14 protein-coding genes are annotated in these 17,433 nt (G+C 29.7%); 6 read left to right on the plus strand and 8 right to left on the minus strand.

What is annotated here, in order from left to right; all coding sequences use genetic code 11:
* The 3 genes from H2277_RS06415 to H2277_RS06425 are packed head-to-tail and all read right to left on the minus strand — an operon-like array spanning position 1 to position 3,495.
* Positions 1 to 1,908 carry an iron ABC transporter permease gene (locus tag H2277_RS06415; RefSeq protein WP_337201518.1) on the minus strand — a complete coding sequence of 636 codons (1,908 nt, stop codon included), beginning with the start codon at positions 1,906 to 1,908 and terminating at the stop codon, positions 1 to 3.
* Positions 1,905 to 2,729 (minus strand): ABC transporter substrate-binding protein, encoded by an 825-nt coding sequence (locus H2277_RS06420; protein WP_337201519.1) that lies wholly within the window; start codon positions 2,727 to 2,729, stop codon positions 1,905 to 1,907. The genes H2277_RS06415 and H2277_RS06420 overlap by 4 nt, the downstream gene beginning before the upstream one ends.
* Before the next feature lies 1 nt (position 2,730).
* Positions 2,731 to 3,495, minus strand: a complete 765-nt coding sequence (locus tag H2277_RS06425; protein WP_337201520.1) for an ABC transporter ATP-binding protein — start codon at positions 3,493 to 3,495, stop codon at positions 2,731 to 2,733.
* 184 nt (positions 3,496 to 3,679) lie between these two features.
* Between H2277_RS06425 and H2277_RS06430 the strand changes: the two genes are divergently transcribed.
* From H2277_RS06430 to H2277_RS06445, 4 genes are read left to right on the plus strand one after another with little or no spacing between them, the layout of a single operon-like run.
* Positions 3,680 to 5,722, plus strand: coding sequence for a TonB-dependent siderophore receptor (locus tag H2277_RS06430; RefSeq protein ID WP_337201521.1), 2,043 nt, complete (start codon positions 3,680 to 3,682; stop codon positions 5,720 to 5,722).
* A 44-nt stretch (positions 5,723 to 5,766) separates the two neighbouring features.
* On the plus strand, positions 5,767 to 7,029 hold the full coding sequence (locus tag H2277_RS06435) for a TolC family protein (RefSeq protein ID WP_337201522.1): 1,263 nt from the start codon (positions 5,767 to 5,769) through the stop codon (positions 7,027 to 7,029).
* On the plus strand, positions 7,026 to 7,766 hold the full coding sequence (locus H2277_RS06440; protein ID WP_337201523.1) for an efflux RND transporter periplasmic adaptor subunit: 741 nt from the start codon (positions 7,026 to 7,028) through the stop codon (positions 7,764 to 7,766). Before H2277_RS06435 ends, H2277_RS06440 begins: the two co-directional genes overlap by 4 nt.
* Before the next feature lie 3 nt (positions 7,767 to 7,769).
* Positions 7,770 to 10,787, plus strand: a complete 3,018-nt coding sequence (locus H2277_RS06445) for an efflux RND transporter permease subunit (protein ID WP_337201524.1) — start codon at positions 7,770 to 7,772, stop codon at positions 10,785 to 10,787.
* Positions 10,788 to 10,806: 19 nt separating this feature from the next.
* On the opposite strand, the gene H2277_RS06450 is transcribed toward H2277_RS06445, so the two are convergent.
* The 4 genes from H2277_RS06450 to H2277_RS06465 are packed head-to-tail and all read right to left on the minus strand — an operon-like array spanning position 10,807 to position 13,968.
* On the minus strand, positions 10,807 to 11,613 hold the full coding sequence (locus tag H2277_RS06450; protein WP_337201525.1) for an adenylosuccinate lyase: 807 nt from the start codon (positions 11,611 to 11,613) through the stop codon (positions 10,807 to 10,809).
* Positions 11,576 to 12,334: an arginyltransferase gene (locus H2277_RS06455; protein WP_137623382.1), complete on the minus strand. Its 759-nt coding sequence runs from the start codon at positions 12,332 to 12,334 to the stop codon at positions 11,576 to 11,578. The genes H2277_RS06450 and H2277_RS06455 overlap by 38 nt, the downstream gene beginning before the upstream one ends.
* Positions 12,334 to 12,528: a hypothetical protein gene (locus H2277_RS06460; RefSeq protein ID WP_337201526.1), complete on the minus strand. Its 195-nt coding sequence runs from the start codon at positions 12,526 to 12,528 to the stop codon at positions 12,334 to 12,336. The genes H2277_RS06455 and H2277_RS06460 overlap by 1 nt, the downstream gene beginning before the upstream one ends.
* A complete protein-coding gene (locus tag H2277_RS06465; protein ID WP_337201527.1) occupies positions 12,529 to 13,968 on the minus strand; it encodes an acetyl-CoA carboxylase subunit A in 1,440 nt (479 codons plus the stop codon).
* Positions 13,969 to 14,106: 138 nt separating this feature from the next.
* Here H2277_RS06465 and ftsW point away from each other — a divergent pair, with 138 nt between their 5' ends.
* Positions 14,107 to 15,270, plus strand: a complete 1,164-nt coding sequence (ftsW, locus tag H2277_RS06470; protein WP_337201528.1) for a putative lipid II flippase FtsW — start codon at positions 14,107 to 14,109, stop codon at positions 15,268 to 15,270.
* Complete coding sequence (gene murG, locus H2277_RS06475) at positions 15,264 to 16,277, plus strand: undecaprenyldiphospho-muramoylpentapeptide beta-N-acetylglucosaminyltransferase (RefSeq protein ID WP_407928563.1); 1,014 nt, start codon at positions 15,264 to 15,266, stop codon at positions 16,275 to 16,277. Before ftsW ends, murG begins: the two co-directional genes overlap by 7 nt.
* On the opposite strand, the gene H2277_RS06480 is transcribed toward murG, so the two are convergent.
* Positions 16,270 to 17,433: a CynX/NimT family MFS transporter gene (locus H2277_RS06480; RefSeq protein WP_337201529.1), complete on the minus strand. Its 1,164-nt coding sequence runs from the start codon at positions 17,431 to 17,433 to the stop codon at positions 16,270 to 16,272. The two genes, murG and H2277_RS06480, sit on opposite strands and share 8 nt — an antisense overlap.

The raw sequence follows: 17,433 nt of genomic DNA on the forward strand, positions 1-17,433 counted from the left end.
TTAATGCTTTCTTATCATAAAGAATAGATAAATACTTCCTAGCAAAGTCGCTACAATACCCAAAGGAATTTCATAAGGAAATAAAATGATTTTAGATATAAAATAAGCTAAAAACATTAAGCAAATTCCAAGCAAAGCTGCCACAAAAAGCTGATTATAAAGCTTTTTAATACCCAATAATTTCATAATATGAGGAGCTAATAAACCCACAAAGCTAAAAGGGCCTATACATAAAGTGCTTAAAGCGCAAGCAAAGGCAGTTAAAACAAGAAAGATAATTCTAATTTTTATTACATCAAGCCCTACACTTAAAGCGCAATTTTCTCCCAAAGAAAAAATTTTTAAACTAGGATATAGCATATATAAAGCCAATAAAAAAATACTTGTATAGATTAATAAAAATAAACTTAAATTTTCATCTATATTAATAAGTCCAGCTTGAGTATAAGCTAAAAAAGCATAAGCTTTAAAATCTCCACTGGCTAAGAAAATTTTACCTAAAGCATCTACAAAAAACATTATAGCTATACCCATAAGGATGATTTTTTGCATATTGATATTAAATTTAAAGCTTAAAAAAAATAAAAAGCATAAAACCGATAAAGCCCCTATAATAGCAAAAATTTGAACATATTCTAAAGAAAAATACAAAGCAAACAAGATGCCCAAGCTTGCTCCGGAATTAATCCCTAACATCTCAGGCGATGCCATAGGATTAAAACTCAATCTTTGCAAGATAAATCCAACCAAAGCCAGCAAAACACCGCATAAAAGTAAAATAACAAGTCTATTCGATCTTAATACTAAAATTTCATCTGACATATTTTTAAAACTCAAAGTTGAAAAATCAAAATATAAATTAAGAAAAAATAACATCAAAACAAGTAAAATTAAACCTAAAATGATATATTTTTCTTTAAAATAAGAAAAAATATAAATATCATCATCACTAAAATTTTCTTTTAGCATTTTAAAAACAGCAAAAATAAGTAGCGGAGATCCAAGTAATGCCAAAACTCCCCCTGTAGGCAATTCAATCCCTTTTATAATTTGTAAAATTTGTAAAAATAAATCCACTCCAAACAATAAAAAAAAGCCGAAAAATCCACAAAATAAAAACTCTTTTCTTGTGTTTTTTATCTTAAAAAATTCCACAAAAATACTCGCAAACAAACCTAAAAAGCTAATCACCCCTACAAAAGAAACCACCAAAGTAATAAAATAAGCACTCAAACACAAAGCAAAGAATTTAACATAAAAGATATTTTGCCCAACACTGCTTGCAAGCTCATCTCCTAAATTTAAGATTTTCAAATAAGGGATAAAAAAATATAAACTAATCAACGCTATACTAGAATAACAAAAAAGCTCTACAACATCCTTAAAACCATTTTGAGTAAAATAACCACTATTAAAAAGCAAAAAAGACTTACTTTCTTCTGGATAAAAAAGGATCACTAAAGAACTTAAAGCACCAAAAACCATTCCACCTATAAGACCCAAAAGGATGATACTTGTAGAATTTAAATGCTTTTTAAGCATAAAAATGAACATTAAAAACAAAATTAAAAAAGCCCCTAAAAAACCCATCAACACTTTTGAAATATTCAAAAAATCAGGAAAAAATAAAGTAGCGATTAAAATAGCAAAACTACTACTAGGAGCCACACCTAAGGTTGTATCACTGGCTAAAGGATTTTGCATCACGATACGCAAAATTAAAGAAGAAAAAGCGAGTAAAAAACCGCACAATAAACACATAAAAAAACGGCTTAAATTATAATTTACAAAAACAAAAGAAAATAAATTTTCTTGATCATATTTTTTTAAAAAATCGAATTCAAAAAAAAGAAAAATACAAAGTAAAATAATCAATACAAATATACATGAAAAAATAATTTTTTTCACTCAATCACCTTCAAAAGATCTTTAGTAAAACGTCTCATACTCATCAATGATCCCGCACTCCAAATAGGCTCCAATTCATTATAATCTTTAAAAATATTCATTTTTTGATAAAAAGGATTTTGCTTTAATTCTTTATCAAGCACAAAAGGAGTTGGCTTAATCACTATAAATTTTGTTTCCTTTGGAAATTTTAAAAGATCTAAAAAACTTATAATATCAACACCCCAAGCATTGTTTGTATTTTTATCATAAGCATTTCTTAAACCAAGTTGATCCAAGACTGCACCAAAAAGACTGTGTTTATTATAAATCCTTAAATGTTTTTTATCTATAAATTGAACTATGGCAATGGGTTTGGTATAACGCAATTTCTTTTTAGAAGTTTCAAAAAAGATTCTTGTATCGTCGATAAGATTTAAGGCTTCTTGCTTTTTATTTAAGAGAATTCCTATCTGTAAAACACCTTCGTTGATGCTAGAATACACATCTTTTTTATTTTGATAAAAATCAATAATTTTTATTTTATTTTTTAAAAGATAATTATCAATACTAAATAAAGATGAAGTTATAATCAAATCAGGTTGCAAATTGATTATATATTCTATATTTGGTTGAACTCTAAGGCCAACATCTTTTACATCTTTAGGTAAAGCAGGTTCTTTAACCCAAGTATTGTATATCCTTTTATCTCCAACCGCTAAAGGCTGATAATTTAACATCATCATTGTTTCAGCCATAGTCCAATCTAAAGCAATGATTTTTAATTCTTTAGCTTGTATAAATTCAAATAAAATTAAAAATAAAACAACTATTTTTTTCATATTAAAAAAGTGCAATAGGAGATTTTCTTTTAGGGTGTTCTATAATATTAGCATCAATATTAAATATATCTTTTATTTTTTCTTCTTGCATAAATTCTTGCTTGCTTGCATTGAAAATAACCTTTCCTTCTTTTAAAGCAATGATTTCATCACAATACAATGCTGCCAAATTAATATCATGCAAAATCAGCACTATACCCACTTTAAATTCTTTATTTAATTTAGATATTAATTCCATCAATTCGAATTGATACACGATATCCAAAGCAGCCAAAGGTTCATCCAAAAATAAAAATTCGCTTTTCTGAGCTAAAAGCATGGCCAAAAAAGCTCTTGTCTTTTCTCCACCAGAAAGGGTATGAATTTCTCTATTTGACAAATTTAAAGTATTTGTCAATCTCATCACTTCTTCGATCAATCCTTCATCTTGATTTTTAAAAAACAATTTTTCATAAGAATAGCGCCCCATTTTCACAAGCTCTTTTACGCTTAAATATCCTAAATTAGGTAAATGTTGCGGCAAATAAGCTATTTTTTGGGCCATTTTTTTTGAAGAAAATTTTGCTATATCTTCATCATTAAAATAAACTTTTCCAGAAGATGGTTTTAATTGCCTAGCCAAAATTTTCAATAAAGTAGATTTTCCCGAACCATTGTGTCCCATCAGAGCATAAATTTTATCATTTTTGAAACATAAATTTGTAGGATAAATAATATATTGATTTTGATTTTTAAAATTTACATTGCAACTTTTTATGAGTGCCATTACTCATCATATCCTCATTTAAAAAACTTAAGCTCGGATTATAGCATAAAGAAAAATAAAAAATAAATAAAAAATAATTTTTCTTTAAATTTTAAAATTATATAATTCACATTTTGAAAGTCAATTTCATTATTATAATTAAAAATTTAATTTTATTTTTACAAAAGAAGGAGATCTTGTTTTTATGAATAAAATATTCAATTCTTTTTTACTTATTTCAATAAGTGCAAGTTTGGCTTTAGCTAAAGAATCCTCTTATGAACTCGGCACTGTTAGCGTTGTAGGGTCTGTTGAAAAAGGAAGTCAAAGCATGGATTATCTTAGTCCAAAAAGTGTTTCTGTGATCAGCTCTAAACAAATTCAAGAAGAAGGTGCAGAACAACTTGATGAAATCACTCGCTATGAAAGTGGTTTTGTTTCTCAAATTTATGGTGCAGATTTAGATACGACAGATTGGATTAAGTTAAGAGGGTTTGATGCGAGTTTAGTTTTAGACGGAACAGCAATTTACAAGGGTGGATATTTTGGATGGTCTCCTGATTTATATGGTTTAGAAAAAATAGAAGTTGTCAAAGGAGCTGATTCTCTAAGCTATGGCTCTTCTCAAAGTGGCGGCGTGATCAATCTAGTCAGTAAAAGACCTCAAAAAACTCCTATAGCAGAAATTGGAGCTAAAATAGGGAATTTATCTCAAAATGGCTTATTTTTTGATGTTGGAGATAAAACTTTTAATACAAACAGTGATTTTAGAATCGTAGGAAATTATTTTAGACAAAATGGACAGCTTGATGAAACTTGGCAAGAGCACTACTATTTTGCACCAAGTTTAGCCATAGATATAAATGATGATACTTTTTTAACACTTCTTGCAAGTTTTCAATACGATCAAGGAGTCCCTACAACCGGCTTTTTTCCTGTTTATGGAACCATTATTGATACACCGCAAGGAACAATTAAACCAAGTACAAATTTAGGATCGCCCTTGAGTGATTATCTAAAAAGAAAGCAATATTCCTTAGGATATGAATTCATACATTATTTCAATGATGAATTAACTTTTATGCAAAATTATCGCTATAATATGGAAGATAAAAGTCAATTTGCTGTAAGCTTTTCAGCTTTAGACCCTAATAATCCCACTACAGCCACAAGAAGTTCTATCATCTTAGATGGTATAGCAAGAAGCCATACTTTAGACAATAGACTGGTTTTAAAGCATAATTACAAAGAACTTGAAAATACTCTTACAAGCGGGATAGATTATCAATATATTTATGTCAATGGAAAATATGGTTATGGAAGCGCAAGCAATGTCAATATCTTTGATCCTGATCGTACTCCACAAATTAAAAGCAAAGTGCCTACCTATTTAGTAAAACAATCACAATTAGGCTTATATGTACAAGATAGAGCTAAGCTTTATGATAAATGGATTTTAGATCTTGGTATGCGTTTTGATAAAGCTAAAAGCAATGCAAAAAGCTTTAGAAGCAAAAGCGATTATAATATCAATCACACAACCTTTCAAACAGGCTTAATGTATGTATTTGAAGATATAGGATTGATGCCTTTTGTAAGTTATTCAGAAGCCTTTAGACCTATAGCTGGAAGTGATGGAGATGGTAAGGATTATAAACCTTACGAAAGCAGACAATATGAAGCTGGTTTTAAATATCTTCCTTATTTTATCGATGGAGAACTTAATCTTTCTTATTTTGACATCCAAGAAAAAAATGCTCTAGTAAATGCCGATCCAAGTGCGTCTATACCTGTATCTATACAAGCTGGAAAGCAAAATGCTAAAGGTTTAGAACTAAGCTCGAAAGTGGCTTTAAGTGAAAGTATAGATTATACTTTAGCTTATACACATTATTTTCAAACTCACACCTCTTTGGATGCATTAAAAACCATAAGAACGCCAATGATGCCAAAAGATATTTTTGCCACTAAAATTTCTCATACCTTTAAAATCGATCATAAGCAAAATTTTAAAAGCAGCTTTGGAGTACGCTATATAGGAAGTAGCACCGATGAAGCTGGAAACCCTAACATTAAGGTGCCTTCATACACACTTTATGATCTTGCTTTTAGATATAATTATGATAAATGGAATGTTCAATTAAATATCGATAATATCTTCAATAAAAAATATGTTAGCGGATGTTATTATTCTTGCTATTATGGCGAAGGTATTAAAGGAATTTTATCTGTTTCTTATAAATACTAATCACACTAATTTCTCTTAAGCTTAAGTATGTTATACTCTAGCTTATGAGATTTTTAAATATTATTTTATTTCTACCTTTAGCATTGCTTGGTTCTAATTTAAAAGAACTTATAAATTTAAGTCAAAGAAACGAGCAATATTTTATTAAACAAATTCAAAGCGAACAAGCTAAACTTGCAAGTAGCGAAGCTTTTAGAAATTATTTGCCAAGTCTTAGTTTAAATTCTGCCTATGTAGCTAACAATAAAGATCGTTTTATTATCGATCCTCAAGAGAGTTTATTTGCCAAATTTTCTCTTAATTTTCTACTTTTCGATGGTGGAGCTAGGGAAGCTAATTTAAGAGCTTTAAAAGAACAAGAAAAAATCAGTCTACTCAGCAAAGAACAAACTAGGAATTATTTAGCCCTAAATGCAACCACTCTTTATTTTAATTCTTTAAGTTTAAGAAAAATCATAGTCGCAGATGAACAAAAGGTAGAGTTTTTAAAATCAACCTTGCAAAGATTGAAAAAATTTTATTCAACGGGACTTAGCTCCAAAGATGAATTAGAAAGCATAGAAGCTAAATTTCATTTCAGCGTTTTAGCCTTGCATCAGAATGAATTAAAACTTGAAAATATCCAAAAAGAAATTAGAATTTTAACAGGAGAAAATCTCATCCCTGAAGGTCAAGCAACACTCGAAAAACCTTTTTATGATAGAGTGTTAAATAATTATGACGTGCTTATTGCAAGAGAAAATGTTAATTTAGCTAAAGAAAATGTTAATTTAGCTAAATCTCAATACTATCCTAAATTTTTTATTCAAGATAATTTCGGATTTTACAAAAACAATTACAATCCAAAAGTCCCCTATCCTTTTATTGATTTAACCAATGAAATTTTACAAAAATATTCACAAAATAATCAAATTATTTTAGGTTTAGAATGGAAAATTTTTGATTTTAATTCTAGAGCTAAAAAGGTTGAAAAAGAACGCTTGAATGTACAAATTGCAAATGCAAATGCAAGATTAAACGAAAGAAAAAACCGCGAAGAATTACTATATTTACTTAAAAATATAAAAGTTTTAAAAGAACAAATTATGGCTTTAAAATCAGCACTTAAAGCTGCTAATATAGCTTTTGAAAGTATAGATAAAAAATACAGCGCAGGACTTGTTTCTTACGTAGAATACTTACAAGCTTTAGAGGCTAAATTTAAAGCTCAAAGTGACTTAGAATTGGCACAAAATGAATTTGAAATCACAAAAGCAAATTATTATTTTAATGCTGGAATACAAATCATTTCAAAGGTGAAACAATGAAAATATTTTTATTTTTAATATTTTCTTTCAATATGATTTTTGCGGAAGAAATTTATGCTAGTTTCAATGTAGAAGCCTCAAAACAAAGCAAATTAGCCATAGAAAGTATAGGAATAGTTTCTCAAATTCCAATCACAATCGGACAAAGGGTTAAAAAAGGAGATCTTTTACTCACTCTTGATCAAGCCAGCGAAAAAATAGCGCTTGAAAATGCTAAAAATTCATATAAACTAGCTTTAGCTCAATACGAAAATACAAAAAGCAAGATGAAAAAAATCAATTCCGTTCAAGATGTTATCGATAAACAAAGCTATGAAGATATGAAAACGCAATTTAATATTGCTAGTTTAAATTTAACCAAAGCTAAAATCAATATAGATTATTATAAAAATATACTTGAAAAAAAAGAATTAAGAGCCCCTTATGATGCAATCATTGCAAACAAATTTATACAAATTGGAGAAGGGGTTGGTGGAGTAGCTCAACCCTTGATAGAAATTTTTTCTTATCCACAAAGCAAACTTATTTTAAGCTTTGATGAAAAATATAAAGATAAAGTAAAAGTTGGGGATGAATTTATCTATAAAATAGATCAAAGCAATAATCAAATCAAAGGAAAAATCAGCTTAATTTATCCAAGTATAGAAATCAGAACAAGAAAAATTTATGCTGAAGTTGAAGCTTCTGGATTAACCCCGGGTCTTTTTGGGGAAGGTAAAATCATTACAAAAGATTAAAATATGTTTAAATTAGCGATAAATCGACCCATTACTGTATTGATGTTTTTTTTAGCACTCATTATTTTTGGGCTTATTTCTGCATTTAATATGAGTGTCAATTTATTTCCTAATGTCTCTATACCTCTTATTAAAATCACAAGCAAAGCAAATGGAGATTTAAATTTTATAGAATCAAAAATCACCAAAGAAATTGAAAATACCTTGAGTGAAATTGATGGAGTTAAAACCATCACTTCCGTTGCGTATGACAATTTTAGCGTTTCTGTTGTTGAGTTTAAACTTGGAAAAAATCTCGAAATAGCCGCCAATGATGTAAGAGATAAAATAGGCACTTTAAGTCTTCCAACTAAACCTGAAGTTGAAAAAATAAGCTCTGATTCTGGCTCAGCTATATCGCTTTTTCTTTATTCGCCAAATAAACTTTCACTGATGCAAAACATCAATGATAAAATTAAACCTTTTTTGCAAAGGATTGATGGTGTAGGAAAAATCGATGCTAAGGGCTTTTTAAAGCCTCAAATTCGCATCAATTTAAAGCCTGAACAATTGCAAAAATATAATCTTAATGCCTATGATGTGGCCAATATTATCAAAAGTCAAAATTTTAAACAAGCTTTAGGAGAATTAAATAATCAAAATAATAATTATATTATTAAAGGTTATTTTGAAGCTAATGATTTAAATGAGTTGAAAAATTTACGCATCAAAGCAGGTGTATTTTTAAGCGATATTGCAAATATAAAAAACCTTTATGAGGATGAAAAACAAAGTGTGATTTATCAAGGTAAGGAAGGTGTGCTTTTAGAGCTTGGTAAAGTAAGTAACTATAACACACTTCAAATGATAAAAAATGTCAAAAATTCTCTAAGTACTTTAGAAAAGCAAATCCCTAGCGATATAAAACTTGATATTGTTTATGATAAAAGTTTAAATATTTACAAACACCTTTCGCAGGTTATTTTCGATATGGTTTTGGGTATTTTTTTAACACTGATTATTGTATTTTTATTTTTGAGAAATTTAAGTGCTACCCTTATTGCCTGTGTTGCCATACCAACTTCGATTATTTCAACTTTTTTTATCATTGATATTTTAGGTTACGATCTAAATCGCCTTACTTTTATCGCTCTAACTCTAAGTATAGGAATTTTTATAGATGATGCCATTGTTGTTATTGAAAATATCGCTAAAAAATTAAAAGAACATTCACCCTTGCAAGCTGCCTTTTTAGGAGTTAATGAAATAGGTTTTAGCGTATTAAGTATCAGTGTTGTTTTGCTTTGTGTTTTTATCCCTATTTCTTATATGAAATCTATTCCAGGACTATTTTTTAATGCCTTAGGAATCAGCGTTGCAAGTGGTATTGTGATCAGCTTTTTAGTTTCTATATTTTTAATTCCAAGCTTAAGTGCTAGATTTTTAAATCCAAAAGAAAGTCGATTTTATCAAAAAAGTGAAGCTTTTTTTCAAAAAATAGAAGAAAAATATGAAAATATACTTTATAAAATTTTAAAAAATAAAACTAAATTCATCTTAGCAAGTCTCGTTTTTGTAATCTTATCCTTTGGCTTATCTAGTCGTATTGGACTTGATTTTTTACCTATGGAAGATGATAGCGAAATTCAAGTTTTACTTGAAAGCAAACAGGATTTGAGTTTTGAAGCTATGCGAAAAAAAAGTCTTAATCTGCTAGAAAAAATTCAAACAGATGAAAACGTAAAATACGCTTTTTTGATTTTAGGTTATGATGATGCCAAAGATGCTACAAAAGCTAAAATTTATATCAAACTCAAAAATTTAGGCGAGAGAAAATTAAGGCAAAGTGCGATAGTTAATTTATATCGTCAAAAATTCCAAGAAGATGGTATCAAAATTAAAGTTTTAGAACTTCCAAAAATCGAAGGTGCTGGAATTGATGATCCGGTTCAATTTTTAGTTTTAGGAGATGATTTAGACTCCATAAAACAAGCTGCTAATCGTGCTAAAGAAATTCTAGGTAGCAATTTTCATATTGTAGATATAAGCGATAATGCCAATGCCACAAAAGATGCCGTTGCTTTACATATCAACAAAGAAAAAGCAAAACTTTTAGATGTCAATCCAGAATATATTGCTGCAGTACTAAGTTATTCTTTTTCGCAACTTAGTGTCGGAAGTATGGATAGAGGAAATTCAAAAGATGATCTTATTTTAAGCTTTTCACCTGATTTTAAGAAAAATATAGAGGCATTAAAGCGTATTAATATAAGAAATAATCAAGGTATTAATTTAGACCTTTCAAGCGTGGTTGATTTTTCTTATACTAAAGATTTAAAAACCATCAATCGCTACAATAAAAGCCGCTCTATTAAAGTTACAGCCGGAGTTAATGATATTTCACTAGGAGCCGTTCAAAAGCTCTTACTTAACAATATGGATTATATTTTAGGTAAAAATTCAAATCTAAGCTATGCCTTTTCTGGTTTTATAAATCTTTTAGGAGAAACTGTTCAAGGCTTTGCTATGGCTATAGCATTAGCTTTTGTGCTAATCTATCTTGTCTTGGCTGCACTTTATGAAAGTCTTATTTTGCCACTCATTATAATGATTACCATGCCTTTAGCTTTTGGAGGAGCTTCTATAGGACTTTTTATCACGGGACACAATTTCTCACTTTTTGTTTTAATCGCCATCATCTTACTTTTTGGTATGGTAGGAAAAAATGCGATTTTACTTGTGGATGTAGCCAATAAAAAGTGCCATGAGGGCGTAGAACCCGATAAAGCTTTATTGATCGCTGGAAAATCTCGCTTAAGAGCTATTTTAATGACAACTTTTGCGATGATTTTTGCTATGCTTCCACTTGCCATCTCAAGAGGAGCAGGATACGAGTCCAATTCTCCTATGGCTATAGCGATTATTTTCGGTCTTGTTAGCTCAACTCTTTTAACCTTGCTAGTTGTACCAGCGCTTTTTAAATTCTGTTACGCTCTTGATAGTAAATTAAGAAAGATATACGAAAGAAAAAAAATAGATTAAAAGACTTGATTTAAGTCTTTTAAGCATTGTTTTTATATAGGGCTTTAAGATTATTGTAGGCAATTTGTATCTTTTCAAATTGCTCTCTTGCACAAGCTTTTTCCTCAAAGCTTTTTCCTTGATAAAAATCAGGATGATAAAGCTTTACCATCATTAAATATTTTTGCCTGATTTCGCTAAAATCATTTTGCGGTGTGCATTCTAAGATTTCAAAATAATTATTAAAAAGCTTTGCTAGGGCATTAAATTTCCATTTTACATTTTCTTTTTTAAAGATATTTTGACGAAAATCTTTATATTCTTGACGATCGACTTCAAAATTAACACGATATTTTAAATGCTCGCTCTCATCAGCAAAAGCCTCAAAAAGTTCCAAGGTGTTTTCATCTTTATATTTAAGTATTAAAACATTTGTAATTTCATCATATTCTATTTGATGATCTTTAAAATAATTTTTCATATAAGTTACAAACAATTTTTCATTGGAACTTAGTTGCATTAAAATTTGATTTCCTGCAAAACTTGTTTTTATAAAAAGCATAGGTTTTAGCATATCACTTTGCTCAAAATTAAGCCTAAAAGTTTTAAAATGAGCATCTTTTAAATTCTCTATGCTTTCATTAGAACTTTTGCGATATTTTTGATCTAAAACCTTTAAAAAATATCGACGCTGTGGAATTTCATTTTCTTCGAAAAAAGAAAAAATCTTATTTTTTCGCCCTATAACTTTTGTGAAATTTTTGGTAATTAAGTCTTTAAAATACTGAAAAACGCTAATATCATCAGTATTAACATTGATCGTTTCTAAAGTTTGCACGATTTGCATCTTCTCTCTCCCATAAAACCTCATTTTCAAAAAGAGAACTCGTCCCTTTTAAAATTTCATTAGGTGTATAATCGGCTTTATACGATAAAGATTGACACTTTTTTACAAAATATCCCAAATAAATATATTTTAAATTTTTACTTTTAGCAAATTTAATCTCATTTAAAAGAGAAAATTTGCCCAAGGAAAGATGTGAAAAATCAGGATCATAAAAACAATAAATACTTGAAATTCCATCTTCAACCTCATCAATAAGATCCACACAAACTAGCTTATTATCAACATAAAAAGCAAGTTCATAACCAAAATCCATAAATCCATCTATATAAAGATTATAATATTGTCTGAAATTTAAATCATACCTTTTCCAATTCTTCTTATCTTCCATAAAACGATGATATTTATCGTATAAAAATAAATGCTCGTTGCTTAAAGCTGGTCTTCTAAGTATCATTTTGGTATTGATATTTTTTTTAAAAACTCTTCTTTCACTACGCGAAAATTTATACTCATCGGCTAAAATTCTAAGGCTAAGACACTCTTCGCAATCTTTACAAATTGGACGAGAAAAATATCTTCCAAAGCGTCTCCAACCACGTTGGATTAATTTTGTATTGATTTCTTTAGGACAATTTTGTATATATTTATATTCTATTCTTGAACGTTTTGTTTCTAAATATGGACATTGATCTTCAAGGGTGCAAAATCCAATTTCAAACATTAAATTTTCTTAATATCTGAGTTTTTGATAAATTCAGAAAATTCATCTTGTAATTTTTCTTCCTTTAGAAAAATTTCTTGCATTTCTTTATCTAAAAATTTTTCTTGTTTGTTTTGTTTTTTTTCTTTTTTTATATCTTTGGTATGAGTTTGCATTTCTTTTTTTATATTTTTTAAACTATCTAAAAAATCCATTTATTTTCCTTTTTTGATTTTTTCAAGTGCTGCTGCGATAACCGCAACCACCTCTTCTTTATTTTCTTGATGATGATCTTGCGTTTTTTCTAATAACTCTTGCAAATGAGTTTCTATAAAAGAAGTATCAAAATAACCTCTTCTAAATTCTCTTGTTTTTGTGATCGCAATTAAAAAAGGTATGGTTGTTCTAATATCTAGGGTAAATTCTTTTAAAGCTCTTTCAAGTTTATTAACTGCCAAATCATAACTCGTTGCCCTAACGATTAATTTAGCAAGCATAGAATCATAATAAGGTGGCACAGTATAATCCTTATAAATATGACTATCCACTCTTACAGAAGGGCCAAGCGCTGGATAATACTCATTGATTCTACCCACGCTTGGAGTAAAATTTTTCCACACATTTTCAGCTGTAATTCTAGCTTCTATAGCGAATCCCCTAGGCTTAACATCGCTTTGCTCTATATCTAAAATTTCTCCTGCGGCAATACGAATTTGACGCACGATAAGATCAATTCCCGTAATTTCTTCAGTGATAGGATGCTCAACTTGAATTCTTGTATTCATTTCCATAAAATAAAAACGGTTATAATCATCAAGTAAAAACTCTATCGTTCCTGCATTGGTATAACCCACCGCTTTAGCGGCCGCAACGGCAGTTACACCCATAGTTTTTCTAAGATTATCAGAAATACTAGGACAAGGAGCGATTTCAATCACTTTTTGATGCCTTCTTTGTATAGAGCAATCTCTCTCACAAAGATGTATGATATTGCCATAATTATCGCCTAAAATTTGAAATTCTATATGGCGAGGATTTATGACAAATTTCTCCATAAATACTTCATCATTTTTAAAATAAGCCAGCGCTTCTCTTTTGCAAGAATCAAAAGCATTTTCAAGCTCTTCTTCTTTATAAACAACGCGAATTCCGCGTCCCCCTCCACCACCTGAAGCCTTTAAGATCACTGGATAACCGATTTTTTCCGCTATGGTTTTAATCTCATCCACACTATAAGAATTTAATTTTTCAGTACCTGGAACAATAGGAATCCCATTTTGTGCCATCAATTTACGCGCGATATTTTTATTGCCCATTTTGTGAATCACTTCAGATTTTGGACCTATAAAAATAATATTTGATTCTTCACAAGCCTTAGCAAATTCATAATTTTCACTTAAAAAACCATAACCTGGATGGATAGCATCAGCACCACAAGCCTTAGCAACCTCTATAATTCTTGTAATATCCAAATAACCCTTTATAGCATCACTACCTATTTGATAAGCTTCATCGGCAATTTTTGCATGCAAACACTCACAATCAGGTTCAGTATAAATTGCAACACTTTTAATATGCAAATCCCTGCAAGCACGGATAATTCTAACGGCTATTTCAGCACGATTTGCTATAAGAATTTTATGAATTTGCACCATGGTTTGCCTTTAAAAAATAATAATATTAAAAGCAATTCTATCAAAATATCCTTATAAAAACTTAGCAAAAAAATTAATTATTTTAGTTATAATAAAACTTTATAAATTTTATTTCCAAAAAGAAAAGTAAAAATCAAAATGGTTGCTGATAAGAAATTATTTTATTTAAGTTGTATACTCATCACTATAGGAATAGTTTTTTCATATTCACTGACAGTTTTTACTGTACTTTTTTTTAATTATAATGAATTTCACTTTTTCACTCGCCAGCTTTTTTTTGGAGTGAGTGGAATTTTGATTATGTTTTTTATTTCACGACTTGATCCAGATAAAAAAAATTCTGAAAGAATTATTCTTGGTATTCTTATTGTTTCTTTTATTTTCATCACAATCTTACCTTTTTTGCCTTCAGCTTTAGCAACGGCTAGTGGGGGTGCTAAAAGATGGATTCGCTTAGGGCCACTTTCTATATCTCCGGTTGAATTTTTTAAAATAGGACTTATTTATTTTTTAGCTTGGAGCTATACAAGACGTATTGATGATAGTAAAAAAGCAATCAAACATGAAGTTTTAATTCTCTTGCCTTATTGCATTGTTGCAACTATAGTTATAGGATATATTTATATCACACAAAATGATTTAGGGCAAAGTGTTATTTCTTTCTTTTTAATTTTAGCTTTGGCTTTTTTTGCAGGAGCTAGCAAAAGGCTTTTTGCCTTTGGAACTTTAATCATTATGATGGTAGGTATAATGGTTATCTTTAGTAACCAAAGGCGTATCCAAAGAATCGCGTCTTGGTGGGGAAATATACAAGATGCCTTTTTACCAATGCTTCCCGATTGGATGGCCAATGCTTTAAGGGTAAGTACCAATGCAGAGCCATATCAAATTTCACACTCTTTAAATGCTATAGCCCATGGAGGGATATTTGGGGAAGGCTTAGGGCTTGGAACTTTTAAATTAGGTTTTTTAAGTGAAGTTCATACAGACTTTATCCTCTCTGGTATCACAGAAGAGATCGGACTTTTTGGACTTGGAATTATTTGCTTTATTTATCTTTGGATGATTTTAAGAATTTTTAGAATAGCAGGACGTTGCGACAAAAAAGAGCATTTTATCTTTTGCTCTGGCATTGCTTTGCTTTTACTTTTTTCATTTTTTATGAATGCCTTTGGTATTATCTCCCTTACCCCACTTAAAGGTGTTGCAGTTCCGCTTTTAAGTTATGGTGGAAGTTCTATGTGGGCAATTTGTATAGGCATAGGATATGTATTGATGATTTCTAAAAAGGTTAAATTATGATCGTTTTAACTGGAGGTGGCACAGGTGGACATCTGGCTATAGTAAGATGTTTATTAGAAAGTACGCAAAGAAAAAATATAGCTTGTATCTATATAGGCAGTCAAAATGGACAAGATAAAGCGTGGTTTGAAAAAGAAACACGTTTTAAGGATAAATTTTTTCTAAGCTCTCAAGGGGTTGTTAATCAAAGCAAATTCAATAAAATCAATTCCTTTTTACACATTTTAAAACTTTCTAAAGAATGCAGACAAATTTTTAAAGACTATAAAGTAAAAGCTGTCATTAGTGTAGGAGGATATAGCGCAGCACCTGCATCTTTTGGTGCTTTATTTTCTGGCATACCTTTATTTATACATGAGCAAAATTCAAAAAGTGGTTCTTTAAATAAGCTTTTAAAGCCTTTTTCTAAAAAGTTTTTTAGCGCTTTTGAAGAAGATTTTACACCTTATCCTGTCGCAGATAAATTTTTTAATCACGCAAGAATTCGTAAAGAATTAAAAAATATTATTTTTCTAGGAGGCTCTCAAGGAGCTAGTTTTATTAATGAATTAGCCATACAACTATCGCCTATTTTAAATGAAAAAAATATTAATATTATCCACCAATGTGGAAAAAATGATTTAGAAAAATACAAACAAATTTATCAAAACTTAAATATTAAAGCTGATGTATTTGACTTTAGTCCAAATTTAGAAGAAAAAATGTATATGGCTGATCTAGCTATATCAAGAGCAGGTGCAAGCACGCTTTTTGAACTTTGCGCTAATGCTTTGCCTGCCATTTTCATCCCTTATCCTTATGCAGCAAAAAATCACCAATACTTTAACGCTAAATTTTTACAAGATCAAAATTTATGCCAAATTTTTACACAAAATAGTGCCGATACGGATGAAATTTTAAAAACTATTCTAAATACAAATTTAGAAAGCCTCTCTAAAGGTTTGCAAGATATTATCAAAAAAAATGGATCAGATATTTTACTTGAAAAAATACTCAAGCTTATTTGATAACTTCGCTTTTATAGGATAAATATCCAACGATATTTACTATAATTCCAATTGCAAAAAGCATCACAATGGCACCTGAAAAATTCCCAAATTGATCATGTAAAAACCCTATGATCCACTGCCCTTGTGCAGCGATTAAATACCCAAAACCTTGAGCAAAGGCTGAAAGTCTTGCTGCAATTTGTGCATTATAACTTTTTTGAGCGATAAAAAGCAAAACTATGCCAAAAACCCCACCCCAGGGAAAACCCATAATAAAAGCACCCAAAATAATCATAAATTTATTATTACAAATGAGTAAAATTCCAAAAGATATAGCATACATAGCACACAAAATCGCAATATAGCTTGTGTGATATTCTTTTTTAATCTTACCTAAAAGCAAGGGTCCAAAAAGAGAAACTGGCATAGCAACTAATTGTCCAAATAAAAGCATATTGGTTGCAAAATCTTTAGCAAAACCTTTTTCAGTAACTATTTGAACATACCAAAAAAATAAAGAATAAGCTAAAAAGCTTTGAAATCCCATAAAAAGAGTGATTTTCCATGTTGTAGGGTGTTTAAAAATATTCACCTGTTTAGAAAAAGGTTTTTTGGCTCTAAAAAGCCTTCCATTTTTTGCTTGAGGAAAATAAATCACCAAGGCTATAAAAGCAAAAATAGCCCAAAATACCATAGCCAAAGATAAATCAAAAGCATGAAGCAAAGGTGTGGCTAAAGCAATGCCTACTATAGAAGAGATACTTAAAATAAAGCTATATAAACCCATAACACTTGACATTTGTTTAGGAAATTTTTCTTTGATAAAACTTGGTAAAACCACATTAGCAATCGCTATCCCGCAGCCTATAGCAAGCATACCTATAAACAAACCATAAACTCCAAAGTAAGAACGCAAAAACTCACCGACAAAGATTAAAAAAATTCCTACAATAACCGCACGAATAGCAGAAAAATAACCCACGATAAAGGAAATACTTCCAAAAGCCATCAAAGGCAAGCTGGTTAAAATTCCTAAAAAAGTGGAATTTAGATTAAATTCTTCTTTGATAACATCAACCATGGGCCCTATCGTTGTGATAGGGGCTCTAAGATTGAAGGCTATAATGATAACGATAAAAATATTAAGCCAAAAAATTTTTTTAAAAGAAGTCAT

It is taken from the genome of Campylobacter sp. W0014, from assembly GCF_020135975.1.
In the GTDB taxonomy this organism is placed as follows: domain Bacteria; phylum Campylobacterota; class Campylobacteria; order Campylobacterales; family Campylobacteraceae; genus Campylobacter_D.

Bases quoted from the DNA above. Each gene is read 5' to 3' on its own strand.
- H2277_RS06455 (WP_137623382.1), bottom strand. From the start codon at position 12,334: ATGTTTGAAATTGGATTTTGCACCCTTGAAGATCAATGTCCATATTTA.
- H2277_RS06420 (WP_337201519.1), bottom strand. From the start codon at position 2,729: ATGAAAAAAATAGTTGTTTTATTTTTAATTTTATTTGAATTTATACAA.
- H2277_RS06480 (WP_337201529.1), bottom strand. From the start codon at position 17,433: ATGACTTCTTTTAAAAAAATTTTTTGGCTTAATATTTTTATCGTTATC.
- ftsW (WP_337201528.1), top strand. From the start codon at position 14,107: ATGGTTGCTGATAAGAAATTATTTTATTTAAGTTGTATACTCATCACT.
- H2277_RS06430 (WP_337201521.1), top strand. From the start codon at position 3,680: ATGAATAAAATATTCAATTCTTTTTTACTTATTTCAATAAGTGCAAGT.
- H2277_RS06425 (WP_337201520.1), bottom strand. From the start codon at position 3,495: ATGGCACTCATAAAAAGTTGCAATGTAAATTTTAAAAATCAAAATCAA.
- H2277_RS06445 (WP_337201524.1), top strand. From the start codon at position 7,770: ATGTTTAAATTAGCGATAAATCGACCCATTACTGTATTGATGTTTTTT.
- H2277_RS06435 (WP_337201522.1), top strand. From the start codon at position 5,767: ATGAGATTTTTAAATATTATTTTATTTCTACCTTTAGCATTGCTTGGT.
- H2277_RS06450 (WP_337201525.1), bottom strand. From the start codon at position 11,613: ATGCAAATCGTGCAAACTTTAGAAACGATCAATGTTAATACTGATGAT.
- H2277_RS06465 (WP_337201527.1), bottom strand. From the start codon at position 13,968: ATGGTGCAAATTCATAAAATTCTTATAGCAAATCGTGCTGAAATAGCC.
- H2277_RS06440 (WP_337201523.1), top strand. From the start codon at position 7,026: ATGAAAATATTTTTATTTTTAATATTTTCTTTCAATATGATTTTTGCG.
- H2277_RS06460 (WP_337201526.1), bottom strand. From the start codon at position 12,528: ATGGATTTTTTAGATAGTTTAAAAAATATAAAAAAAGAAATGCAAACT.